Source organism: Bacillus salipaludis, assembly GCF_030938565.1.
GTDB lineage: Bacteria > Bacillota > Bacilli > Bacillales > Cytobacillaceae > Neobacillus > Neobacillus salipaludis_A.
Window position 1 is genome coordinate 1 of sequence record NZ_JAVGVR010000002.1, and the last position, 24,831, is coordinate 24,831.

The following is a 24,831-nucleotide window of genomic DNA, read 5'->3' on the forward strand; positions in this document are numbered from 1 at the left end:
TTGTATGTAATCCAGCTAATCCAATCGGGCGAGTATGGGCAATAGAGGAAATGAAGAAAATGTATGATTTATGCCGTGAGAATAACGTGTTGATTATAAGTGATGAAATTCATAGCGACATGATTCACAAAGAGCTGCCTTTTCACTCCTTTTTAGAGATTTGTGAGGAAGAAGATCAAAATGTGGTGGTAATGAACTCTCCAAGTAAAACCTTTAATTTAGCCTCTTTCTTCAGTGCATATGTGATTATAAAAAATAAAAAAATGAAAAAAGCATTTGATGATATTTACACAAAATACCACTTTGATTATAACTATTTAGGAGTTGAGGCTTTAATTACGGCTTATAATAAATGCGATTATTATGTGGATGAATTAAATGCTTATTTACGAAGCAACATTGATTTTTCGATTAACTATATCCATAAACATTTACCAAAGTTAAAAGTTCAGTATCCTGATTGTTCCTATTTGTTATGGATTGACTGTGAGGGGCTGGGCCTCACCGGTACGGAATTGGATGAATTTTTTACAGACGCAGGGGTTAGAGTCAATGATGGGAGTTCATACGGAAAAGATAGTGGTAACTTTGTAAGAGTAAATATTGCTTGCACAAGGGCTTTACTAGAGCGCGCATTGAAACAGATTAAGCTAAACTATGATAAATATGGTTTTAAAAAAAACTAATTGAATTGTGAGGTTTTGCGTATGGGGAACAAACCTGAAAAGCAGGGAAATGCAACTGTTTCGTGGGATGATAAATCTTATAAATTTCCGGTGTCATTTAAATATGCAGTGGTTTCTGTCTTAATCTTTTTCGGCCTGCTGCTTACAGGAACTGTTGTTTTTGGTGCATCTCTGGAATTAATGTTCTTGTTGTTATGGATTGTCGTGGCCTTACTTGTCATGAAACTGGGATACAAATATAATGAGGTTCAAAATATGGCTTGGGAGATGGGAAAGCAATCATTTGAGCCGAATACGATTATTTTAGTAGTCGGCGTCATGATTGCTACCTGGATGGCTTCTGGTACAATCCCTTATGTTATGTATTGGGGCTTAGAATTAATTTCACCGCAATACTTTTTAATCACGGCTTTGCTCCTAACATCAGCAACATCTCTTGCAACCGGAACTTCATGGGGGACTTTGGGTACAGCGGGTTTGGCCTTAATGACAGTTGGTAATGCACTTGGAGTTCCCCAAGCAATGACAGCAGGTGCCATTATTTGTGGTTCCTTCTTTGGAGATAAGTTGTCACCATTGTCTGATAGTACCATTTTAGCAGCTACCGTTGCCGGCTCTAAAGTAATGTCACACGTAAAACATATGTTATGGTCAACTGTCCCGGCGTATATTCTAACAGCAATTATCTTTATCATTTTAGGCTTAAAGTATGGAAAAAGTGGAGCGAATATGCAGGAGATTCAACAAATCACTGGTGTAATATCAAAGCATTTCCATTTATCCTGGATTTCATTGATTCCTCTTCTGGTTGTACTAGTGATGCTTATAAAGGGCATTCCATCTATTATCTCGCTATTAATGGGAGTGTTTAGCGGCATGGCTGTCGCTGTTTTTACTCAGGGGTATAATTTAACAAAAGTGTTTGATATCATGACCAATGGATTTGTGTTTAAAAGCGGCAGTACGTTAGTTGACCCCATCCTAAGCAGAGGCGGGCTCTACAGTTTAATGAGCTCATTCCTTGTTGTCCTTTTAGCCATGTGTGTAACCGGCATGTTAGAACAATCAGGCATTCTCAGTGCTTTAGTAGAGCCTTTAGTTAAACGAACACACGGTTCTACTTTTAAAATAACTTTAGTGACTATGTTAATTGCCTTAATCACAAATATGATTGGCTCATCGATGTTATTAACTGCGATTGTAGCGGGTTCACTTATGAGAAATGTCTTTAAAAATAATCATTTGGCGCCAGAAAATCTATCGCGTAATATCGAGGATGTTGGAACGATGGGTGCACCGGTTATTCCATGGAATTCCAACGCTATCTATTGTTCGCAGATGCTGGGTGTATCGCCATATGCTTATTTCCCATATGTCTTTTTAGCTTTCTTTGTCCCATTATTCGATTTACTCTACGGTGCCACTGGATTTGCAATAAAGAAGTTAAAGCCTGAGAAGCTCGAGGATGTTGAAACAGTAACTAAAGCGATCTAAGTTAATAGGTTTTTATGTAGGCGATTCCTGAAGACATTATAGGAATCGCCTTTTCATTAAAACCTTCTTGGCTTTTAATCTACCGTTTGAAATATTAGATAGTACGTATTTTCTTAGTTTTAAAAAAACTTTTTTCAAACATGATAGGAAATAAGAATGATTAATCTATAAGAGACTTGAAAAATAGTGATTTTACAAGGAATTAAAGATTGGCACGATTATTGCAATATATATTCATGACTAATAGATAAGGAGGGAAGAGATGTATAAAGTTATTATTCTAGGGACTGGACCTGCTGGGTTAACCGCAGCAATCTATTTAGCCCGTGCTAACCTAAGTCCTTTGGTCATTGAAGGGCCAGAACCAGGGGGGCAATTGACAATGACAACAGATGTTGAGAATTTTCCTGGTTTTCCTGAAGGGATTATGGGACGAGAGCTAATGCAGAACATGCGAAACCAAGCTGAGTTTTTTGGAGCAAAGTTTGAAAGAGGATGGGTTAAAAAGGTCGATTTTTCGAATAACCCTTTTACTCTAACAGTGGAAGGAATAGGGGAGCTTAAAACGCAATCATTAATCATTTCAACGGGAGCTTCTGCGAAACTTTTAGAGATCCCAGGGGAAAGAGAAAATATTGGGCGTGGGGTAAGCACCTGTGCAACATGCGATGGATTTTTCTTTAGAGGAAAGAAAATTATCGTTGTCGGTGGCGGAGATTCTGCTATGGAAGAGGCAAACTTTTTAACGAAGTTTGCTTCGGAGGTTCGGGTTGTCCACCGCAGAAAGGAGCTTCGAGCTTCCCAAATTATGCAAGACCGTGCCAGAAGGAATCCCAAAATTAAGTGGAGCTTAAATTCCATTCCTGAAGAAGTGATTGCAGGGGATCGACACGTTACTGGCTTGAAAGTAAAAAACAGCGAAACAGGAAAAGAGGAAGTTTTGGAAACGGATGGTATTTTCATTACCATCGGCCATAAACCGAACACAGCATTTTTAGACAATCAAATCCAAACAGATGATATGGGATATATCATGGTGAATCCTGGTACAACCGAAACGAATATTCCAGGTGTCTTTGCCTGCGGGGATGTTCAAGATCATAAATACCGTCAAGCCATTACGGCTGCGGGAAGTGGTTGTATGGCTGCACTGGATTGCGAAAAATACCTTGATGCAAGTGAATTATGTAGTGAAAACAATCAATCTATCATGGAAAACCAAATATAGGGAGGATTTAAAAATGAAAGAGATTAAAACGAAACAAGAGTTTGAAGAGGCAATTTTATCAACAAAACCAGTTATGGCCAAATTCTATGCCGAATATTGCCCTGACTGTCAGCATACCGACTTATTTTTGCCCATTTTAGAAGAAGCGTATAAAGAGAAATTAGATATGATTGCAGTAAATCGTGAACATTTCCCAGAGGTATTAGAGAAGTTGGATGTGTACGGAATTCCAAGCTTTATTGTTTTTCAAGAAGGGAAGGAACTTAACCGCTTTGTAAGTAAACTTGGAAAAAGTCAGGAAGAGGTTGAACAGTTTCTTAATCAAATTGTTGAGGCAAGTGGGAAACTAGCATAGAAAATCCTTGCCTAGGGCCAATAAATATTGAGCAATCGCTCTATATTTATTGGCCATCTTCTTTAGACTCTAAGCAAGGATATTTTTAAATAATTAAAAAATATTTTTCAAATTTGGGAATAGAAGAACAGTAGTAAATGGTAGCTTTTCACTATAATCATCGCGGAATTGATAATTTCACATTTTATTTGGAACCAGGAATGTTGAATTAAAAAGGATTTAATTTTGGTACAACTCTTGCATTAAAAGTAATTGAATAGAAGGAGGTGGAGTCAATTTGAAGAGGATAGATATTGTAGCGGATTGAATTTTCCGAATATTATAATAATACAGAAAGGTTTAATGAACAATCTGCAATTCATTCATTTTTTTAGGCTTTTTTCTAAAAGATTGTTGTTTTTGAAATAGGTTTGGGTAAGACAAACCTTCGATTAATAGAGTTGATTGGAGCGGAAGGTGCCAGACTCCTCGAAAATGCTATCGCATTTTCTTCGTGCGTGGGTGAATTCGAGGAAGCTATTCAATGTCCTGCGGGAGCTGCGGGACAAGGTGAGACCCCGCAGGAGCAAAGCGACGAGGAGGCTCACTGCAGCCCCGCTGAAAGCGAGCATCCTGGAGAGGAAATCAACCACTATTGTGAAAGCAACAAAGTTTACGAAAACAGGCTTTTTTTAAAAAATATAGGGGGTAACTTTTTATGAAAAAGAGTATAATCTTCATTGCTTTTTCGCTGATCGCAGCACTTATATTAACGGCATGTGGAAATTCTCAAAAACAAACATCAGCCAAACCTGATAAGGCGGCTGAGAGTAAGTCCCTACTAGAAAAAATTAAAGCAGATGGTACGATTAAAATCGGTACAGAAGGAACATATGCACCGTTTAGTTATCATGATGCATCGGGAAAATTGACTGGTTTTGATATCGAAATTGCTGAAGAAGTAGCAAAAAGACTTGGTGTAAAACCAGAATTCATTGAAACCCAATGGGATGGTATGTTCGCAGGACTCGATTCAAAGCGGTTCGATATTATTGCCAATAATGTAGGAATTACTCCTGACCGCCAGAAAAAATACGATTTTTCAGTGCCGTATATTCTGTCAAAACCTTTCTTAATTGTTCACAAGGACAATAATACGATTAAATCATTTGAAGATTTGAAAGGAAAAAAATCAGCTCAGACATTAACTAGTAACTATAAAGATATAGCAGCATCTTATGGCGCTGAGATTGTTGGAGTAGAGGGTTTTAATCAATCCATTGATTTATTACTTTCAAAACGTGCGGATGCGGTTGTAAATGACGGACTATCCTACCTAGATTTCAAAAAGCAAAAACCTGATGCACCGATTAAATTTGTAGCAGAACTTGATGATCCAGCAAAAATGGGAATCATGATGAGAAAAGGGAATAAAGAATTGGTCGATGCTATAAATAAAGCACTCACCGATATGAAGAAAGATGGGACGTATTTAAGTATCTCAAAAAAATACTTTGAAACCGATGTTTCCAAATAAGGAGTGTTCGAATGTTGGATCATGAAAGAATGGACCGAATTATTGACATCGTTGTCAACTCATTTTTACCAATGTTAAAAGCAGGGATTGCTTTTACCGTGCCGTTGACACTCTTCTCTTTTTTTCTGGGACTGATTCTTGCTCTGCTTACTGCACTGGCTCGAATCTCGGGAATTAAACCTCTGGATGCTGCTGCACGATTTTATGTATGGGTGATTAGGGGAACACCGCTGCTTGTTCAGCTGTTTATTATTTTTTATGGCCTTCCAAGTATTGGGGTTACCATTGGTCCGCTGCCATCCGCAATAATCGGTTTTACAATTAATGTGGGCGCCTATAACTCAGAGATTATTCGAGCAGCTATTCTTTCTATTCCCAAAGGTCAATGGGAGGCAGCATATTCTATTGGGATGAGCTATCCGCAGGCATTAAAAAGAATTATTCTCCCACAGGCAACAAGGGTGTCTGTTCCACCTTTGGCAAACAGTTTTATTAGTTTGGTTAAGGATACATCGTTGGCCGCTACCATTACGGTGACGGAAATGTTTAGAGTGGCCCAGCAAATTACCGCAACAACCTATGAACCATTGGTACTCTATTGTCTAGCAGGATTTATTTATTTGATTTTCAGTACAGTTCTTTCTAACGCTCAAGGACGGATGGAAAAACGGTTTGATCGTTATGTGACGGGTTAATTTGATAGGGGGATATCCGCGTGATTGAGATAAAGAACCTGCATAAGCAATTTGGACAAACAGAAGTTTTAAAGGGAATCGATCTTAAAATTGAGGAAGGCAATACAGTCTGTATTATTGGGCCATCGGGTTCAGGGAAAACAACCTTGTTACGTTGTCTGAATTTATTGGAAGCGCCTACAAAAGGGACCATTACGCTTGGAAAGTTTTCTTTGGATTTTCAGGAGAAAAAACAAGTTCCAAAAGATCGAGTGATTAAGTTCCGTCAACAAACAGGTATGGTTTTCCAAGGTTACAATTTGTTCCCTCATATGACCGCGCTTGAAAATGTTATGGAAGGTCTAGTTTACGTTCGTAAACAAGATAAGGAAGCCTCTCGTATGAAGGCTCTTCAATTGCTCGAAAAGGTAGGATTATCGGAACGGGCGAACCATTATCCATCCCAGCTATCCGGTGGACAGCAACAACGGGTAGGAATCGCACGGGCGATGGCAATGGAGCCTGAAGTCCTCCTTTTTGATGAACCTACTTCCGCATTAGATCCTGAGTTAGTAGGAGAGGTCTTAAAGGTCATGAAAGAGCTTGCTAAAGAAGGAATGACCATGGTTGTCGTGACACATGAAATGAACTTTGCGCGTGAAGCAGCGGATAAAGTCGTATTCATTGATAAAGGTGTGATCGTTGAAGAAGGAACACCTCAACAAATTTTTGAACATACAGGGCATGAACGGACATTACAATTTCTAAATAAACTTTGTTCATAGGAAAGGCTTAAGATTGCAAATCTCATTTGCAATCTTCTTTTGAATAATTAAGAAAATATTGTTAAATTTGGGAATCGAAAAACAGTATGGATAGGTGGATTTCCACTATATTCATAGGGGAAATGAAAAATTCTCATCTAATTCAGAAGTAGGAAGCCTGAATTACCAATGATTTCATTTTGGCACATTACTTGCATAATATTAAACCGAAAAGAGGGAGGCGCAGGAATTTTAAAAAATAGATCTTGAATCTGCGTAAACTTAGGTGACTAGAGGAGGGCTTATATGAATGATTTAACAGACTACAAAGTGATCATTGTAGGCGGCGGAAGTGCTGGTATTACAGTGGCAGCACATGTATTAAAAGAATCACGGGGCCTTTATGGAAAAATTGCCATTATTGACCCTGCTGAAAAACATTATTTCCAGCCGCTATGGACACTGGTTGGTGGCGGGGTTGTTGATAAAAAGGTAACAGAAAGAGAACAGTCCACTTTAATTCCAGATGGTATTGTTTGGATTAAAGAAGAGGTTGAAGATTTTTTTCCAAATGAACAATCAATCGTAACATCATCTGGCAACAAATTGAGTTATGACTATTTAGTGGTTGCAGCAGGTATTCAAATTGACTGGAACAAGGTGAAAGGTTTAAAAGAGAGCATTGGCAAGAATGGCGTTTGCAGTAACTACTCTTTCGATTATGTCGATAGTACTTGGGAAAATATCCGCAATTTCAGCGGCGGTAATGCCATCTTTACAAATCCGAATACACCGGTTAAATGTGGTGGTGCACCGCAAAAAATTATGTATCTGGCGGATGATTACTTTCGCAAATCAGGGGTCCGCTCGAATTCCGCCATCCACTTTTTCTCTGGAGCGGGCAGTATTTTTGGAGTAAAAAAATATGCCGATACATTGAACCAAGTAATTAAAAGAAAAGGAATTGAAACGCATTATCAGCAAAATTTAGTGGAAATAGATGCACAGCAAAAAAAGGCCGTTTTTAAAAACCTTTCAACAGATGAGTTGGTAACAATTTCCTATGATATGATTCATGTCGTCCCTCCGATGAGTGCGCCCGATTTTATTAAGAAAAGCCCGTTAGCTGCAGATACCGGCTGGGTGGATGTGGATCCCTATACATTGCGCCATAAAAAATATGGAAATGTCTTTGGAATAGGCGACTGTACCAATTTGCCCACTTCAAAAACGGGTGCCGCTATTCGAAAACAAGCTCCGGTCCTTGTTCAGAACTTGTTATGCCTAATGAACCAAAAGACTGTTATGCAAAAGTACAACGGCTATACTTCGTGCCCACTCGTAACGGGATATGGAAGCTTAGTTTTAGCAGAGTTTGATTATGAATCTCAACCGGATGAGAGCTTTCCTTTTGATCAAGCCAAGGAAAGATACAGTATGTATCTATTAAAGAAGCAGGTACTCCCGATTGTCTATTGGAACGGAATGCTAAAGGGACTGCTTTAAAAATACGTATTAGTGAGAGGAAGATTATGCAGAAAACTACCATTGATCAGTTATCTGATCTCCAACCATTACTTTCATTATTAAGCCAAAAGGAAATACAAAATAGTTTAATCCAAACACTGGAAAAATTACCCGAACTGGTTGACCAGTATTCTGCCTTAGAACGAAACATCACTTTTATAAAATCTACTCTAAACGATAAACAATCGATGGAATATTTATTAGGTGGATTAGAAGATGAATTCGGGAAATACATTCCCACTAGAGATTCTTTGGAGGCATTGATGGCACTGGTCCATAGCCTTCCGAAATATACTAAATACTTGTCAATGGTAGAACCAATCATGGATTTCCTATTATCGATCTCCCGTGATCAGGAGTCCATTGATTATTTATATAAGGGGGCACAAGACCTCGCAGGTCCGATTCAGCAAAAAGTTGAAAATGGCTTGGATTTGATTCAGCGGGCAAAAATGGAAGCGGACAATGATCATTCACCTGTGACGATCTTTACCGTATTCAAATTAATCAAAGAACCTGCCGTTCAGCGTAGTATTCATTTTGTTAAAGCACTTTTAACCATTGCTTCTGAACCTAAATCAAAATAATCGACTTCAAAAGGAGTGTTCACACTCATGTTAATTAAATATTTTTATGATGAGAAATTGGCTCATGCCTCTTATCTAGTCGGGTGTCAAGCTAAGGGAGTGGCCATTGTGATTGACCCTTCCCGTGACATCCATTCCTACTTGAATACAGCGAAGGCCAATGGATTATCGATTACAGGTGTTACAGAGACACATATACACGCTGATTATATTTCTGGTGCAAAGGAGCTTGCTTCCAAAACTGGGGCCAAACTTTATCTGACAGATGAGGGGGATGCCGATTGGAAGTATCAGTTTGTCGATCAGTATGATTCGCAATTGCTCAAGGACGGGGATCAGTTTTCAATTGGGAATTTAACCTTTGAAGTACTGCATACTCCTGGGCATACACCGGAGCATCTTTCATTTTTATTGACAGACGGCGGCTCAGCAGCCCAAGCTCCTATTGGCTTATTTACAGGTGACTTTGTTTTTGCCGGGGACGTGGGCCGTCCTGACTTGTTGGAAAGAACTGCCGGTGTAAATGGTTCGGCCTATTCGCTGGCAAAAAAAATGTTTAAATCCTTGCAGCGATTTAAACAGCTTCCAGACTATTTACAAGTCTGGCCAGCGCACGGAGCGGGGAGTGCGTGCGGGAGAGCATTGGGTGCAGTGCCTTCATCAACCGTCGGATATGAAAAGCTAGCCAACTGGGCTTTGCAATATGAAGAGGAGGACCTTTTTATCGAAGCATTACTTTCCGGACAGCCTGAGGCGCCAAAGTATTTCGGATTTATGAAAAGGCTGAATAAACAAGGGACTACCCTAATCGAAAACCTTAAGCCTATCCTTCATGCACAGCCTTCATTAAACGTCGTTCAGGAATGGACCCAAAACGGTATGGTGGTGGATACCCGGCAAGCGTTGGAATTTGCGGAAAAACATATTGCGGGTACCATCAATCTGCCCTATAATCAATCCTTTGTGACTTGGGCTGGATGGTTGCTCGATTATGATCAGCCAATCTATCTATTGGTAAGTAAGGAAAGAGAAGCGGAAACGCTGAAAGCATTACGATCTATTGGTCTTGATCAGGTTAAAGCTGTGATGGATCACTCGTTCATTGAACAGCTTGAATTGAATGAAATGGATGTCGTGGATTATCAATCAGTTGAACCAAAAGAGATTATGGAGAGGCTTGAGGAGTATTATGTCCTTGATGTTCGTCGGAACAGTGAATGGAGGGCAGGCCATATTCCTGAGGCTCACCATATCATGCTTGGCCATCTAAAAGACAGAATAAACGAGATTCCTAGCGGAAAATCCCTTCTTGTCCATTGTAAATCGGGCGCAAGATCGGCGATTGCCGTTAGTCTATTGAAAGCAAATGGGTTTGACCGGGTCATTAATTTAATAGGCGGGTTTGATCAATGGATAAAAGAGAATAATGAGGTGTTAAATTCTACTGTAATTACTGCTAAAGGAAAAAGTAACTAGTTTAGATGATTAAAAAAACATAGCCATTGGTTTTTCCCTAAATGGCTATGTTTTTTGCTAAAAGGTAAAATTGCCCCCTTAAATTTTTGAAAAGTGGAAAAATTAAAATCAACCATAGGAATCATGAAAAGGCTCTATCATTAGGTTTTCGTCATCATCATCGCAAATTTGATAAATTTTTCATTTAATAGGAAAGAGAAAGGTTGATTTTACAAGAATTATAAGTTGGCACAACTCTTGCAATATTAACTAGCGACATGTAATAGGAGGAGGTGGAACAAATCTGAATGGCTTGGTGTTTTTAAGTTACTAAAGACACCGATAAACACACGTGGAATGTAAAAAAGGAGTTATGGAATGACAATTCTACAATGGATTCTCACAGTTGCCTCAGGCGGAATTATTGGCTTTACGTTAGGACTTATTGGCGGTGGCGGTTCCATTTTAGCAGTCCCTCTTTTGCTTTATGTGGTCGGCGTGAAAGACCCTCATATTGTGATCGGCAGTACAGCCCTTGCTGTTTCCATTAATGCCTTCTTGAATCTTATCCCTCATTCACGCGCAGGCCATGTTCACTTAAAACCGGCCATTGTATTTGCTATACCAGGTGTAGTTGGTGCCTTCTTAGGTTCTTATCTTGGTAAGCTTTTACCGAGCAAGCAATTGCTGTTTCTTTTTGCCTTACTGATGATTTTTATGGCCATTAAAATGATCCTGCCTAAAAAGACTTTAAAACAGATAGCCAATACAGAAAAAGAAGGTATAAGTTAAATGGATAAATTTAATGGAAAAAAATTAACCCTATTTGGTGTGATGACAGGATTGGCATCTGGATTTTTTGGCATTGGCGGCGGTTTTTTGGTTGTTCCCTCCTTGCTGGCAGCCACAAATATGGCAATCGTTGAAGCAATCGGTACATCTTTGTTTTCTGTAGGAACTTTTGGGCTTACAACGGCGCTAAATTACAGTCTTTCTGGATTGGTTAATTGGTTCGTCGTACTGGCTCTTGTATGCGGCGGATTTTTAGGGGGAATCTTTGGTACAATCGTTGCAAAGCGTTTAAGCCAACAACGACAAACTCTTCACTATATCTTTTCTGCTGTTGTCATAACTGTAGCCATTTATATGATGATTAAAAATGGAGACGCTTTGAATTTATGAATCTATATTTTGTAGAGACAACAGGAAGGAATCGATTTATTTTTCGCTATATTGAAAGTTTGCTAAATTCCACTATTACACGGTAGAAATGTGATATTAAGATTAAATTAGAAAAGGTAGAGTGATTACTATGATGAAAGTTATCTCAACAAATAAAGCACCGCAAGCGATTGGGCCATACTCGCAAGCCATTCGTGTAGATGGATTTCTATTTCTTTCGGGGCAGATCCCGCTTGATCCCGAAACGGGAGAGGTAGTTGAAAAGGATATAAGACTTCAAACTGGGCAAGTTTTAAAGAATATTCAGGGCATTTTAGAAGAGGAAGATTATTTACTTACGAATATTGTGAAAACGACTATTTTTATAAAAGATATGAATGATTTCCCTGTTATTAACGAAGAGTACAGTCAATTTATGCAGGGGCATAACCCTGCAAGGTCTACTGTAGAGGTAAGTCGTCTTCCTAAGGATGTAATGATCGAAATAGAGGCTATTGCTAAGAAATAATTTTTGCTGTAATCAACGATTTTTTAGAACATAGGTGATCTTAGGTCAATTTTGAGTCTCCAGTTCTGCCTAAATCACCTATGAAATTTTACGATCGTATAAAAGTCTCTTCTTCAAGCCCCTTTGGCACGACTAAATGAAAGCGTTATCGGATCGTTCTCTTTGCATCTTATGCTCCAGTGTCACCTTGTATGTGATGATGATCCTTAGATTATATTCACTCCTCTTTCATACGGATGAGCGTTGCAAACGATTCTTTGCCTTATTGATTTTGTATACAGCTAAATGGCTTTTGAATTTTTGCAATATTTCATCATTTTTGAAGGTAATTTTCTAAAATCGGAGGTACTTTCTATGGGCAAACCGGCACTTAAATTAAATGTGATCTCGACCAAGGAAAAATCAACTGGACAGTTACACCGAAGTCTACAGTCCAGACATTTAACGATGATGGCGATTGGCGGTGCAATCGGTACAGGGTTGTTTGTATCAAGTGGATCAGCGATCAGTAAAGCAGGACCTGGGGGGCTCTTGCAGCCTATATACTAGTGGGAATCATGGTTTATTTTGTAATGAATAGTTTAGGGGAGCTGGCATCCTTTTTACCTGTGCCGGGGTCATTCGAAACCTATGCAACAAGGTATGTGGATCCTGCCTTCGGATTTGCTTTAGGATGGAATTATTGGTACACCAATGCCATTACGATTCCGGCTGATCTTTCAGCTGCCGTTTTGATTATGAAATATTGGTTTCCAGACTCATCTGCATTATTATGGAGTACGATTTTCTTAGTTTTATTACTAGCTCTTAATCTATTATCCGTTAAGGGATACGGGGAAAGTGAGTATTGGTTTGCAGGTATTAAAGTCGTTTCGATTATTTTGTTTTTAATCATCGGAACAGCCATGATTTTCGGAATTATGGGAGGACATACCGAGGGTTTAAGTAACTTTACAAAGGGAGATGCTCCCTTTCACGGCGGATTCTTAGCCTTCTTTAGTGTGATCCTTGTTGCTGGTTTCGCGTTTCAGGGGACCGAAGTAATTGCAACTGCTGCTGGTGAAACGAATAATCCATCTAAAAATGTCCCTAAAGCCATTCGAACCATTTTCTGGCGGATTCTTATTTTTTACGTATTAACGATATTTATTATTGGCTTGATTATTCCTTATTCAGATCCAAATCTGCTTAAAACGGGTATTAGTAATGTTTCGATTAGTCCATTTACCCTTGTTTTTAAAAGGGCAGGCTTAGCTTTTGCAGCTTCAGCCATGAATGCAGTCCTTCTTACTTCAATTTTATCTGCAGCCAATACCGCCATGTATGCATCTTCACGTATGCTTTGGTCATTGGCGAAGGAAGGAAAAGCTCCGCGTATGTTTGCGAAGGTTAATTCCCGTGGTATACCAATGGCTGCCTTAATGGTTTCCGTCATCTTCGGGTTTATTTCCTTTCTTTCATCAATGTTTGGAAGCGGTTCCGTTTTTATGTGGCTAGTGGCTACTTCGGCAATGACCGGATTTATTAAATGGTTCGGGATTGCTGTTAGTCATTACCGTTTTCGCAAGGCCTATATTGCCCAAGGAAAAGATCCTAATGAATTACCGTTTAAAGCTAAATTATTTCCTTTAGGACCGATGATCACATTCTTGTTCATTATTGTTTTAGTTCTTGGTCAAAATTTATTTACGGATGGCAAGATTGATTGGGGAACGACCATCGCGAATTATATTGGCATTGTTCTCTTTGTAGTTCTTTGGATTGGTTATAAAATGATTAAAAAAACAAAGGTTGTCCCTCTTACGGAATGTGACTTTGAGAATCGCGAGTAATCAGGTTCCTGAATTTTTCAATTATGTATTCATCCTTCCTTTACTTTTATGTACAGGGAAGGATTTTTTTTCGGATGTGAGGGGGATTTTTTCACATTTGCTAAGATTCCAGGAAAAGTAATGGGAAATTCCGATAAATGAAAATGATCAAACAGTGTTGTATCAACCAAAACAACTCCCTTACAGGGTGATGAAAGAACAATTTTTATGTTGGCATGATTTTTGCAATAAAGTTTGGTGTGAGAATTACTAGTAAGGAGGATGCGAAATGAATTACAACTTCGATCAGGAAATTAACCGGATGAAAACAGCTTGCGAAAAGTGGGATGACCTTGAGACGCGCTTTGGTGTGAATGATGTCCTGCCCATGTGGGTGGCTGACATGGACTTTAAGGCGCCGCCCGCTGTGATTGAGGCCTTAAAGGAAAGGGTGGAGCATGGGATCTATGGTTACACCTACCGCCCGGACTCGTATTTTGAAGCCATTATTGATTGGGTGTCACGAAGGCATCAATGGTCCATTAAAAAGGAATGGATCACCCATAGCCCAGGAGTTATTCCGGCTTTGGCCTTTCTCCTACGTTCATTAACCGAGCCAGGTGATAAGATCATCGTTCAATCCCCAGTTTACCACCACTTCTTCCGAGTGATTGAATCACAAGGACGTACGGTCGTAAACAACCCTCTTTCCTTTAAGGATGGACGATACAGGATGGATTTTGCAGATTTAGAGGCTCAGATTGATTCTTCCGTTAAAATGTTAATCCTTTGCAGCCCGCATAATCCGGTGGGAAGGGTATGGACACAAGAAGAGCTTACACGTCTTGGGGAAATCTGTCTAAAAAATAATATTTTGATTGTTTCGGATGAAATTCATTTTGATCTCGTCTACAACGCGTATAAACATGTTCCGATCGCCTCGATTTCAGAAGCGCTGGCTAAACAGACTATTACGTGCTTTTCACCAAGTAAGACGTTCAATATTTGGGGAGTACAAACCTCTGTTGCCATTATTCCAAATCATGATCTAAGAGAACGCTATAATCGTGAAATAAACAGTATGGCAATTGGGTGGGCAACCCCGTTTGGAATAGCAGCATTGGAAAGTGCCTATCGATTCGGGGAAGAATGGTTGGATCAACTAATTGAATATTTAGAGGGAAATGTAGAATTTGTAGAATCGTATTTGAACACTCATATCCCCCAAATCAAGCTGGTCGATCCGGAGGGGACGTACCTGCTATGGCTGGATTTCCGGGAACTTGGATTCAGTATGGAAGAATTAGATCAGTTTATGCTGCAAAAAGCAAGATTGGCCTTGAATGAAGGTCACATTTTTGGTCAAGGGGGAGAAGGATTTATGAGAATGAATATCGCATGTCCCCGCACCATGTTGGAAAAAGCTTTACTCCAGTTAGAACACGCCGTCAAGCAACTTTCCCCTACTGGAAAGTCAGAATATTGAGGAGGAATTAGGATGGATTACGCAAATGATTATGATTTCAATAATTTTGTTCAGGATATGACCGTAATGGTGGAACAGAGTCTGAATGATAACGAATGTGTCGTGGAAGCGGAAAGGTTAGTTGGCAAATTAATTCAATCCTCTTCATGGCTTCCTGCAGAGAAGAGAAGGCCAAGTGATGAGGGGTACTCACGACATCCGTTGTATTGTGATCCCGAGGACCGTTTCGAAGTGATTGCGCTCGTCTGGAAGCCCGGTCAGAAGACCACCCTTCATGATCACGATGATACATGGGGAGCAGAAGGAGTTGTCACGGGTCAGGTCAAAGTGACGAATTATATCCGATTAGAGGAATTATCAGGGGGGGAAATTGTCAAGTTACAGCCTGCTGATTCCATCGTTGTAAACGAACAAAATACAGGAAAGCTATTGCCTCCGGCAGACTGTCATATCTTAGAGGGGGTAGGCGATACACCGGCGATTACAATCCATGTTTATGGAAAGCAATTGAGAAAATTTCGGGTATTCACCCCTTTAGACGAAGAAGGGCTATATCTTGCTGAAGAAAAGCAGGTTGAATACTACCCTGCTTAAAATCGATTAAATAGTGGAAGTGTGGTCCGGTTTGTCTATACCTTAGAGGATCAGGACTCATGAACATATAGGCCAAGATAAAAAACTATGATTTCTTTCAGTTTTTTATCTGTGAAAGGGGAGGTTTAAATTGGATCTAATGACTCGAAAAATTAACAAAGTGTTAGTGGCAAACCGTGGAGAAATTGCGATTCGCATTTTCCGTGCATGTACCGAGTTAGACATTCGAACTGTTGCCATTTATTCAAAAGAAGATAGCGGCTCTTTCCACCGGTATAAAGCAGATGAAGCTTATCTAGTGGGAGAAGGAAAAAAGCCAATTGAAGCTTACCTCGACATCGAAGGAATTATCGAAATTGCAAAAGCTCATGAAGTGGACGCAATCCACCCAGGCTATGGATTTTTGTCAGAAAATCTCGAATTCGCAAAGCGTTGCGAGGATGAAGGGATTATTTTTATTGGACCAAAATCAAGACATTTAGAGATGTTTGGAGATAAAGTAAAAGCGCGCCACCAAGCAATTCAGGCCAATATCCCTGTTATTCCTGGTAGTGATGGACCGATTGAAAGCCTGGAAGAAGCGAAATCATTTGGACAAAAACATGGATATCCGCTCATGATTAAGGCGGCTCTTGGCGGAGGCGGCCGTGGAATGCGGATTGTCCGAGGTGAAGATAGTTTAGAAGAATCATATGATCGTGCAAAATCGGAAGCAAAAGCTGCATTTGGAAACGATGAGGTCTATATTGAAAAATTTGTAGAAAATCCAAAACATATTGAGGTACAGATTCTAGGTGACCAGGATGGAAACATCGTCCATCTATATGAACGCGATTGTTCCGTGCAACGCCGCCACCAAAAAGTGGTGGAAGTAGCGCCAAGCCTTTCCGTGCCTGAAGACTTGCGATCGTCTATTTGTGAAGCAGCTGTCCATTTAATGAAAAACGTTTCCTACTTGAACGCCGGAACCGTAGAGTTCCTCGTTACGGATGATGAATTCTTCTTTATAGAAGTAAACCCGCGGGTACAGGTTGAACATACGATCACCGAAATGATTACCGGTATTGATATTGTCCAATCTCAAATCTTACTTGCGGACGGCTATTCTCTTCATAGCCGTGAAGTGGGAATTCCGAAGCAAGAAGAGATTCAGGTGCACGGTTTTGCGATTCAATCACGGGTTACAACAGAAGATCCGTTGAATAATTTTATGCCGGATACAGGAAGAATAATGGCCTACCGTTCAGGCGGAGGGTTCGGAGTACGTTTGGATGCAGGGAATGGATTCCAGGGAGCCGTCATTACTCCTTATTACGATTCCCTTCTTGTAAAAGTAACAACTTGGGCCTTAACCTTTGATCAAGCTGCTGCGAAAATGGTTCGTAACTTAAAAGAGTTCCGGATTCGAGGCATCAGGACAAACATTCCATTCCTTGAAAAAGTAGTAAAACACGAGAAATTCCTAAAAGGGGAATACAATACATCCTTTATCGATTCCACACCTGAGCTATTTGTTTTCCCGAAACCGAAAGACCGTGGGACGAAAATGCTCTCCTATATTGGAAATGTTACGGTAAATGGATTTCCGGGGGTGGCTAAAAAGGATAAGCCTCTATTTGAAAAACCAAGAGTACCGAAGATTCATCCACTTGAACCGATTCCAAATGGAACGAAACAAATTCTGGATAAAAAGGGTCCGGAGGGTGTCGTACATTGGATTAAAGAACAACAGGAAGTATTATTGACCGATACCACTTTCCGTGATGCCCATCAATCCTTGTTAGCGACTCGCGTGCGTACGAATGATTTGATGCATATTGGAGAGCCGGCTGCCCGTTTACTTCCGAATTTATTTTCTGTTGAAATGTGGGGCGGCGCAACATTCGATGTATCCTACCGCTTTTTAAAAGAGAGTCCATGGGACCGCTTATTAAAGCTGCGAGAGGCCATGCCGAATATGTTGTTTCAAATGCTTCTTCGTGCATCCAATGCGGTCGGTTATAAGAATTATCCGGACAATGTGATCAAGGAATTTGTGAAAAAGTCTGCAGAGGCAGGCATTGACGTATTCCGTATTTTCGACAGCCTCAATTGGGTAAAAGGGATGGAACTGGCGATTGATTCTGTTAGGGATAATGGAAAAATTGCTGAGGCGGCCATGTGCTATACGGGAGATATTTTGGATCCGTCCAGAAGAAAATATGATTTACAATACTACAAAACCTTAGCAAAAGAGCTAGAGCAATCAGGCGCGCATATTTTAGGAATTAAGGATATGGCTGGGTTGTTAAAACCTCAGGCAGCCTATGACTTGATTTCCGCTTTAAAGGAAACGGTTGACATTCCGATCCATTTACACACCCATGATACAAGCGGCAATGGCCTATTTATGTATGCAAAAGCCATTGAAGCAGGGGTAGATATTGTGGATGTTGCATCAAGCTCCATGGCTGGACTAACCTCACAGCCAAGTGCTAATTCTCTTTATTATGCATTAGAAGGGCATAGCCGCAGACCAAACGTGGACATCCAGGGATTGCAGCAGATCTCTCATTATTGGGAGGATGTTCGTAAATATTACGCCGATTTTGAGAGTGGCATGAATGCTCCGCAAACCGAAGTATATGTTCACGAAATGCCGGGCGGCCAGTATAGTAACCTGCAGCAACAAGCAAAAGCCGTGGGACTCGGGGATAATTGGGAACAAGTAAAAGAAATGTATTCCCGCGTAAACCAATTGTTTGGCGATATTGTAAAAGTAACTCCTTCTTCAAAAGTTGTTGGTGATATGGCTCTTTATATGGTTCAAAATCATTTAACGGAAGACGATATTTTTGAACGCGGCGAGACACTTGATTTTCCGGACTCGGTGATTGAATTGTTTGAAGGCTACCTTGGCCAGCCTAATGGAGGATTTCCTAAAGAGCTTCAACACATTATTTTAAAAGGTAAACAGCCAATAAATGTTCGTCCCGGAGAACTCTTGGAACCTGTGAACTTTCAAGAAATTATAGAGATACTGTCTAGTTCATTAAATCGTCCTGTAACAAGCCATGATGTGATCGCCTATGCCTTATATCCAAAAGTGTTCATGGAATACCATCAAACCGTCGAGAAATATGGTGATATTTCTGTTCTTGATACTCCTACGTTCTTATACGGTATGCATCTAGGCGAACAAATTGAGGTGGAGATTGAAAAAGGGAAAACCCTCATTGTTAAACTCGTTTCCATTAGCGAACCAAAAGCGGACGGGACACGCGTTCTTTATTTTGAATTAAACGGTCAGACGCGTGAAGTTCTTATTAAAGACGAGAATATTAAATCGACTGTTCAAGCAAGATTGAGAGCATACCCTGGTAATCAAAGCCATATCGGGGCATCTATGCCGGGAACCGTCCTGAAGCTCCTTGTTGAAAAAGGACAAACGGTTTCAAAAGGGGATCATCTTATGATCACAGAGGCTATGAAAATGGAGACAACGGTTCAAGCGCCGTTTACCGGTGTCATAAAAGACATTTGTGTGAAAAATGGCGATGCGATTCAAACTGGTGACTTGCTTATTGAACTATCCTGAAAATAAGTTTCTTCAAGAAAAGAAAAATCACAATACTTAAGAAGACCCTGCTCATTCGTTAAAAAAAGAGGAGTGCGTAAATTAATAAGTCTATGGATTAGGGTGACTGGATTAAGGGCCATTCGACGGAGCCGTAGAGAGATCTATGTGTTAAATGGAGAAGCCATACAACCAGGTGATCTACTTATTGAACTGACAAGTCAATAAATAAAATACAATTCTATCTTGTTGAACATGGTAAGAAAATATAAGGGAGAGACAGCGGATGCTTCAAAGGGGTTTGAAAAATGTAGTGGCTGCGGAAACATCAATCAGCTTGGTTGATGGAGAAAATGGGCAATTAATTTATAAAGGTTATGATGTAAAAGAGTTGGTGTTAAACTATTCGTTTGAAGAAATTACGTATCTACTATGGTATGGGTATCTGCCGAATAAGGAAGAGCAACATCAATTCTCAGTATTATTAAAAAATAATCGTAGTTTACCTTCATATGTATATCAAGTAATTGAAGCACTTCCAAATGATATGGATATGATGAGTCAAATCCGAACGGCTGTTTCAGCTTTTGGGGGAAAGGAATTTACATGGAAACCGAATATTGAACAAGCCATCCGATTGACAGCAGCCATTCCTAGCATTACAGCTATGATATACCGAAAAATAAATGGAGAAGAAACGGTTCCACCCCACCTAGAGTTGAACCATGTGGAAAACTATTTATACATGCTAACGGGCAAGGTTCCTTCTATCAAACATGCAAAAGCGCTTGAAGCCTATATGATTTTAACGATGGAACATGGAATGAATGCATCGACGTTTACAGCAAGAGTCGTTTCTTCCACAGAATCGGACATGGTATCTGCTGTAACAGGAGCCATTGGGGCGATGAAAGGGCCTTTGCATGGTGGTGCACCTACTGGTGTAATCGATATGTTAAACGAGATTAAAGAAAAAGAAAATACAGAAAGATGGATTCGACGAAAATTAGAGAACAAAGAATATCTCATGGGATTTGGACACCGTGTTTATAAAACACGTGATCCGCGAGCAGAAGTATTAAGCACAATTTGTCAACGTATTGGACAAGATGACCCGTGGCTTCATTTAGCGGGTTATGTGGAGAAAATAGCTATTCAATTACTTGAAGAATATAAACCCGGCAGAAAGCTCTATACAAATGTGGAATTTTATGCAGCTGCTGTCATGAAGGCGATTGATATGCCTCCTGAATTATTTACTCCTACTTTTACCGTTAGTCGAATGGTTGGATGGACTGCGCATGTTATTGAGCAATCAATAGACAATACCATTTTCCGTCCAGAAGCAAAGTATATCGGTAATCAACCTGAGATTATAAATTGATTTGAGACCAAACAAGAATTATTGAAAAATCATATAAAACTACAATCTATATAGATGAGCTTAATAAAGGGGAAAATTGCACCTATTTTAAGAGATACACATACGCTTGACATGAATCTTTTAAAATTGTCAAAAGAGCTCTCTATTTAAGATGTTCCTATCCACTAGTATTTTAATGATGAAACAAAGTAGAAAACAAAACTATCCTTTAACTGATCATCGATTGGAAAGAATCTTTAAGGAAGTATCGACACAAAGGGGAATAATTAAGGTTAAAAAGGGAACTTTGTAGAGCATATTATTCAGATCGCACCAGAATTTGACCATGGTCGAACAATCGCAGAGGAGTCCAATATCACACTTAAGCAGGTTTAATTATTATTAAGATTGATAAAGTAGCTTTTCGTTCTTCCAATTTCCATCACATGATATTCTTGATTAGAATTTATATATGAAATGTAACGATGAAAGTTTTGACAGAGGAAGAAGGTAAAACAAATTCCCCAAGGTGATAGTGGTCTCTAAGAGTCTCTTTGCAATATATAGTGAAGGAAAGTTTAACGAGAAATCCAAAGTGATCTTGTCCCATCTACTTCTTGAAACGGAAACAAGGCGTTCTTTACTCCTTTATATCTTTTGATTGAAGGAGCCCATTCAATCGGTAAAGCCTATTTTTTGGTGGCCTAATGCAATTAAATGGTGCATCCTTGCGTAGCATGGATGCAGCTGTCTTGTTGGGGGCTCGATGCCCCAGTTTGTGAATGGCGACTGCTTCTGGCTGCTACGTTGCTAACAATTTGTATTAACCAGGACTATGACAAATGCTCCTTTATTTCACTATGCCTTCACCTGCTTGTAACGGATCTGTCCTCCCGTGGCCCTTATGAAAAGAGACCAGGCCAAGAATTTTTGCTTCAATCCTTGAGTGGATTAAAGAAGGCTCCCTTCTACTCGACTAGTGAAATAACGAATATTATAATAGCCTGTATCAATGATTACTTGCTAATCTAAGATACGGGCTTTATTTTTTCTGACTATTTGTTGTGATATATATTTAACCTAACGGGCGTTTATTTACTTTGAATAAAAAATGGAAAAGCACTATCTTGACAGAGCATTCCTGATTAAATATAATATTTCTAGAAATACTGAAATAAAGATCGCTGAAAGGAGTTTTTTAGCGGTGAATGATGATATTGCAGTAAAAGTCTATAAGGCACTAGGTGAATCGACTCGTTTACAAATCGTAAAATTGCTTGCAGGGCAAACAGAGTTAGCTTGCCTGGAAATGGCAAATCAATTAAAAATCCCTGCCAATTCAACATTGACACATCATTTAAAACCATTACTCGATTGCGGATTATTAGTCGTTCGCAGAGAGGGAACCTTCAGATATTACAGTTTACAACGAGAAGTCCTTGCACAATACGCTCCCGCTTTACTTTAATGTTAAAGCGGATTAATTTTAAATTTAATTTTGGTATTTATAGAAATATAGAATAAGTAAACGAACGGAGGAAAATATATGAGTCAAATTAGTAAAGAAAATAGGTCATTGGGATATTTAAATAAGGGTTTAGAAAGTAAATTGTTTGAACCGATAAAAATCGGAGCTTGGAATTTACGCTCTCGTATCGCAATGGCACCGTTAACAAGATCCTTTGCTGATGATCAAACGGGCGTTGTAGGAGAGGATATTGTTGAATATTACCGAAAACGTGCGGCTGATGGAGTTGGTTTAATCATTTCAGAAGGAACGGTCATTAGTCCTCGTGGAAAAGGCAATCCTGGAGTTCCAGGCATTTATTCAGACGAACAAATTGTGGGATGGAAAAAGGTAACTGATGCTGTGCATAAAGAGGGAGGAACAATGATCGCTCAAATCTGGCATGTTGGTCGTCTATCTCATCACGAGCTTGCTGGAAACCTGCCTCCTCAAGCACCATCAGCGATTCCAGCTGAAGGCCTTGTCTCTCGTTTCCGTAAGCCATATGATATTCCGGAAGAAATGACAACTGAAGATATTAATGAAGTAATCAATCAATATTCGCAAGCTGCGAAAAATGCAATAGCAGCAGGTTTTGACGGTGTGGAAATTCACGGTGCCCACGGATACCTGATTGACCAATTTAATTCAGATATAACAAATCATCGTACAGACGAATATGGTGGTGACCTTGCTCAAAGGTTAAAGTTCATGAAGGAAGTTATTAAAGCAGTTATCGACGCAATCGGTACAGAACGAACAATGATCCGATTCTCTGCTTTTAAAGGAGATATACCAAATTACATGTGGGATGATCCAGAAATGGCTATTCGTACATTTGTTGAGGCATTTAAGGAAGCGGGTGCAACCATGATTCACCCTTCGACTATGCAATTTGACCGAGTGCTTGCTGATGGAAAAACGATACATCAATTAGTTCGAAAATATTGGGATGGTGTGATTATTGGGGTAGGAACATTAAATCCAGAAATGGCGAATCAGGCGATTGAAGAAGGAACGATTGATGTTGCTGCTTTCGGACGTCCATTCATTGCTAATCCTGATTTTATTCATCGTTTAAAAAGTGGTAAAGAATTGGAAGTATACGATGTAAATAAGCATCTTTATACATTAATTTAAAGCATTAGAATAGAAAGAAGCTTTTATAGCTTCTTTCATTTTGCTTAATATTTCAGTGTTTATAGAAATATAGAAATTAAAAATGATATTGAGGAGGAAAATTGACGTGTCAACTACAGCAAAGATTTATATTTTAGCATTGATAAGTTTTTTAGTTGGTACTTCACAGTACATCATCTCAGGTATTTTGGATAAAATGGCAGATGCTCTTGGAGTGTCAATTGGAGCGGCTGGTCAATTAATTACAGTCTTTTCATTGGCCTATGCAATTGGTACACCTATATTAATGGTAATAACGGCTAAAATGGAAAGACGTAAATTATTGATCTATGCGTTATTTGTTTTTATTGTAGGAAATTTACTTTCAGTAATTGTTCCAGGGTATGGATTATTTATGATTGCTCGAATTATTATGGCTTTAAGTACAGGTGTCGCAGTCGTTACAGTTTTAAGTATCGCCGCAAAGATTGCATCTGCTAATAAAAAGGCAAGTTCAATTGCAACAGTTGTAATGGGATTTACCGCATCTTTAATCATTGGCGTTCCTATTGGACGTTTTATTACATCTGCGTATGGCTGGAAATTTGTATTTATCGGTATCGCATTTCTAGTTTTACTTGTCATTTTTATTGTTTTAAATACAATACCGAAAATTAATGGTGGTGCTTCAATCCCATTAACGAGACAAATTGCTATGTTCAAAAAACCGAAAATTGCTTTAGCTTTATCAATCACCTTCTTTTTAATGACAGGGTACGGGATTATTTTTACTTATTTATCTCCATTCCTTGTAAATACTGTAGGAATGAGTGATTCACTTTTAAGCATTACTTTACTTGTTCTTGGAGTTGCAAGCTTAATTGGTTCTAAACTAGGTGGCTTAAGTGCAGATAAAAGAGGCGTAATTTTTACATTAAATAGAGGGTTACTTGTAAACGTAACATCTTTAATCGTGCTTTCATTCATATCACATTCAATTATTGCAGTATTTATTATATTGACAATCTGGTCATTTGCAGGCTGGTCATCAGGTGCAACTCAGCAATATAATTTAGCAACGATATCACCTGAATCCTCAGATGTGTTACTAGGTCTGAACCAATCGATGATGCAATTAGGATTTGCGGTTGGTGCAGGTATAGGTGGAGTAATTGTGGGGCAAGTATCAATTTCTTCCATTACATGGTTCAGTGCGTTAAGCATTGTGTTGGCAAGTATTACAACATTTGGATTATCACGTTTCTTAAATAATAAAAAGGTAGTCAACCAAGACTTTTCGGCACAAAAGAAAGCTTGATCAAATTGGGAGTCTTAAATCGTTATCTTAGCATTTTTTTTCACAATTTGGACCACTAATCTCTCGTTATTAACGCTGCTCTGGTACATGCTATCCGTCCT

18 protein-coding genes and 2 pseudogenes are annotated in these 24,831 nt (G+C 39.3%); all 20 read left to right on the forward strand.

The features are described from left to right. Positions 1-686, forward strand: a 686-nt coding sequence (locus tag RCG21_RS31065) for an aminotransferase class I/II-fold pyridoxal phosphate-dependent enzyme (protein ID WP_308914321.1), incomplete at its 5' end; no start/stop codon positions are given. A gap of 21 nt (positions 687-707) precedes the next feature. Further along, positions 708-2,180, forward strand: coding sequence for a Na+/H+ antiporter NhaC (gene nhaC, locus RCG21_RS31070; protein WP_308914322.1), 1,473 nt, complete (start codon positions 708-710; stop codon positions 2,178-2,180). Positions 2,181-2,442: 262 nt separating this feature from the next. Next, a complete protein-coding gene (gene trxB / locus RCG21_RS31075) occupies positions 2,443-3,408 on the forward strand; it encodes a thioredoxin-disulfide reductase (protein WP_308914323.1) in 966 nt (321 codons plus the stop codon). A 13-nt stretch (positions 3,409-3,421) separates the two neighbouring features. After that, positions 3,422-3,763 (forward strand): thioredoxin family protein, encoded by a 342-nt coding sequence (locus tag RCG21_RS31080; RefSeq protein ID WP_308914324.1) that lies wholly within the window; start codon positions 3,422-3,424, stop codon positions 3,761-3,763. 697 nt (positions 3,764-4,460) lie between these two features. Further along, the gene (locus tag RCG21_RS31085; protein WP_308914325.1) at positions 4,461-5,279 is read left to right on the forward strand and encodes an amino acid ABC transporter substrate-binding protein; all 819 of its coding nucleotides are present in this window, start codon (positions 4,461-4,463) and stop codon (positions 5,277-5,279) included. Positions 5,280-5,290: 11 nt separating this feature from the next. After that, the gene (locus tag RCG21_RS31090) at positions 5,291-5,974 is read left to right on the forward strand and encodes an amino acid ABC transporter permease (RefSeq protein ID WP_308914326.1); all 684 of its coding nucleotides are present in this window, start codon (positions 5,291-5,293) and stop codon (positions 5,972-5,974) included. A 20-nt stretch (positions 5,975-5,994) separates the two neighbouring features. Beyond that, positions 5,995-6,738, forward strand: coding sequence for an amino acid ABC transporter ATP-binding protein (locus tag RCG21_RS31095; protein WP_308914327.1), 744 nt, complete (start codon positions 5,995-5,997; stop codon positions 6,736-6,738). A gap of 285 nt (positions 6,739-7,023) precedes the next feature. After that, positions 7,024-8,223, forward strand: coding sequence for an NAD(P)/FAD-dependent oxidoreductase (locus tag RCG21_RS31100; protein WP_308914328.1), 1,200 nt, complete (start codon positions 7,024-7,026; stop codon positions 8,221-8,223). Between the two features lie 26 nt (positions 8,224-8,249). Next, the gene (locus tag RCG21_RS31105) at positions 8,250-8,831 is read left to right on the forward strand and encodes a hypothetical protein (RefSeq protein ID WP_308914329.1); all 582 of its coding nucleotides are present in this window, start codon (positions 8,250-8,252) and stop codon (positions 8,829-8,831) included. Between the two features lie 27 nt (positions 8,832-8,858). Beyond that, positions 8,859-10,307: an MBL fold metallo-hydrolase gene (locus RCG21_RS31110; protein ID WP_308914330.1), complete on the forward strand. Its 1,449-nt coding sequence runs from the start codon at positions 8,859-8,861 to the stop codon at positions 10,305-10,307. 357 nt (positions 10,308-10,664) lie between these two features. Next, positions 10,665-11,468 (forward strand): annotated as a pseudogene (locus tag RCG21_RS31115) (sulfite exporter TauE/SafE family protein). 130 nt (positions 11,469-11,598) lie between these two features. Next, on the forward strand, positions 11,599-11,976 hold the full coding sequence (locus RCG21_RS31120) for a RidA family protein (protein WP_308914331.1): 378 nt from the start codon (positions 11,599-11,601) through the stop codon (positions 11,974-11,976). A 354-nt stretch (positions 11,977-12,330) separates the two neighbouring features. After that, positions 12,331-13,808 (forward strand): annotated as a pseudogene (locus RCG21_RS31125) (amino acid permease). A 268-nt stretch (positions 13,809-14,076) separates the two neighbouring features. Next, positions 14,077-15,273: a MalY/PatB family protein gene (locus RCG21_RS31130; protein ID WP_308914332.1), complete on the forward strand. Its 1,197-nt coding sequence runs from the start codon at positions 14,077-14,079 to the stop codon at positions 15,271-15,273. Positions 15,274-15,285: 12 nt separating this feature from the next. Beyond that, positions 15,286-15,867: a cysteine dioxygenase family protein gene (locus RCG21_RS31135; RefSeq protein ID WP_308914333.1), complete on the forward strand. Its 582-nt coding sequence runs from the start codon at positions 15,286-15,288 to the stop codon at positions 15,865-15,867. A gap of 139 nt (positions 15,868-16,006) precedes the next feature. Beyond that, complete coding sequence (gene pyc / locus RCG21_RS31140; RefSeq protein ID WP_308914699.1) at positions 16,007-19,444, forward strand: pyruvate carboxylase; 3,438 nt, start codon at positions 16,007-16,009, stop codon at positions 19,442-19,444. Between the two features lie 265 nt (positions 19,445-19,709). Then, positions 19,710-20,807: a citrate synthase gene (locus RCG21_RS31145; RefSeq protein WP_308914334.1), complete on the forward strand. Its 1,098-nt coding sequence runs from the start codon at positions 19,710-19,712 to the stop codon at positions 20,805-20,807. Between the two features lie 1,183 nt (positions 20,808-21,990). Beyond that, complete coding sequence (locus RCG21_RS31150) at positions 21,991-22,254, forward strand: ArsR/SmtB family transcription factor (protein ID WP_308914335.1); 264 nt, start codon at positions 21,991-21,993, stop codon at positions 22,252-22,254. Between the two features lie 78 nt (positions 22,255-22,332). Further along, a complete protein-coding gene (locus RCG21_RS31155; RefSeq protein ID WP_308914336.1) occupies positions 22,333-23,433 on the forward strand; it encodes an alkene reductase in 1,101 nt (366 codons plus the stop codon). A gap of 106 nt (positions 23,434-23,539) precedes the next feature. Continuing rightward, complete coding sequence (locus tag RCG21_RS31160) at positions 23,540-24,730, forward strand: MFS transporter (RefSeq protein WP_308914337.1); 1,191 nt, start codon at positions 23,540-23,542, stop codon at positions 24,728-24,730. The last annotated feature ends 101 nt before the right edge of the window (positions 24,731-24,831 follow it).

Excerpts from the sequence above, each read along its gene's own strand:
- RCG21_RS31100 (WP_308914328.1), top strand. The coding sequence starts at position 7,024 with ATGAATGATTTAACAGACTACAAAGTGATCATTGTAGGCGGCGGAAGT.
- RCG21_RS31110 (WP_308914330.1), top strand. The coding sequence starts at position 8,859 with ATGTTAATTAAATATTTTTATGATGAGAAATTGGCTCATGCCTCTTAT.
- RCG21_RS31145 (WP_308914334.1), top strand. The coding sequence starts at position 19,710 with ATGCTTCAAAGGGGTTTGAAAAATGTAGTGGCTGCGGAAACATCAATC.
- RCG21_RS31105 (WP_308914329.1), top strand. The coding sequence starts at position 8,250 with ATGCAGAAAACTACCATTGATCAGTTATCTGATCTCCAACCATTACTT.
- nhaC (WP_308914322.1), top strand. The coding sequence starts at position 708 with ATGGGGAACAAACCTGAAAAGCAGGGAAATGCAACTGTTTCGTGGGAT.
- RCG21_RS31085 (WP_308914325.1), top strand. The coding sequence starts at position 4,461 with ATGAAAAAGAGTATAATCTTCATTGCTTTTTCGCTGATCGCAGCACTT.
- trxB (WP_308914323.1), top strand. The coding sequence starts at position 2,443 with ATGTATAAAGTTATTATTCTAGGGACTGGACCTGCTGGGTTAACCGCA.
- RCG21_RS31155 (WP_308914336.1), top strand. The coding sequence starts at position 22,333 with ATGAGTCAAATTAGTAAAGAAAATAGGTCATTGGGATATTTAAATAAG.
- RCG21_RS31090 (WP_308914326.1), top strand. The coding sequence starts at position 5,291 with ATGTTGGATCATGAAAGAATGGACCGAATTATTGACATCGTTGTCAAC.
- RCG21_RS31130 (WP_308914332.1), top strand. The coding sequence starts at position 14,077 with ATGAATTACAACTTCGATCAGGAAATTAACCGGATGAAAACAGCTTGC.
- RCG21_RS31080 (WP_308914324.1), top strand. The coding sequence starts at position 3,422 with ATGAAAGAGATTAAAACGAAACAAGAGTTTGAAGAGGCAATTTTATCA.
- RCG21_RS31120 (WP_308914331.1), top strand. The coding sequence starts at position 11,599 with ATGATGAAAGTTATCTCAACAAATAAAGCACCGCAAGCGATTGGGCCA.
- pyc (WP_308914699.1), top strand. The coding sequence starts at position 16,007 with ATGACTCGAAAAATTAACAAAGTGTTAGTGGCAAACCGTGGAGAAATT.
- RCG21_RS31135 (WP_308914333.1), top strand. The coding sequence starts at position 15,286 with ATGGATTACGCAAATGATTATGATTTCAATAATTTTGTTCAGGATATG.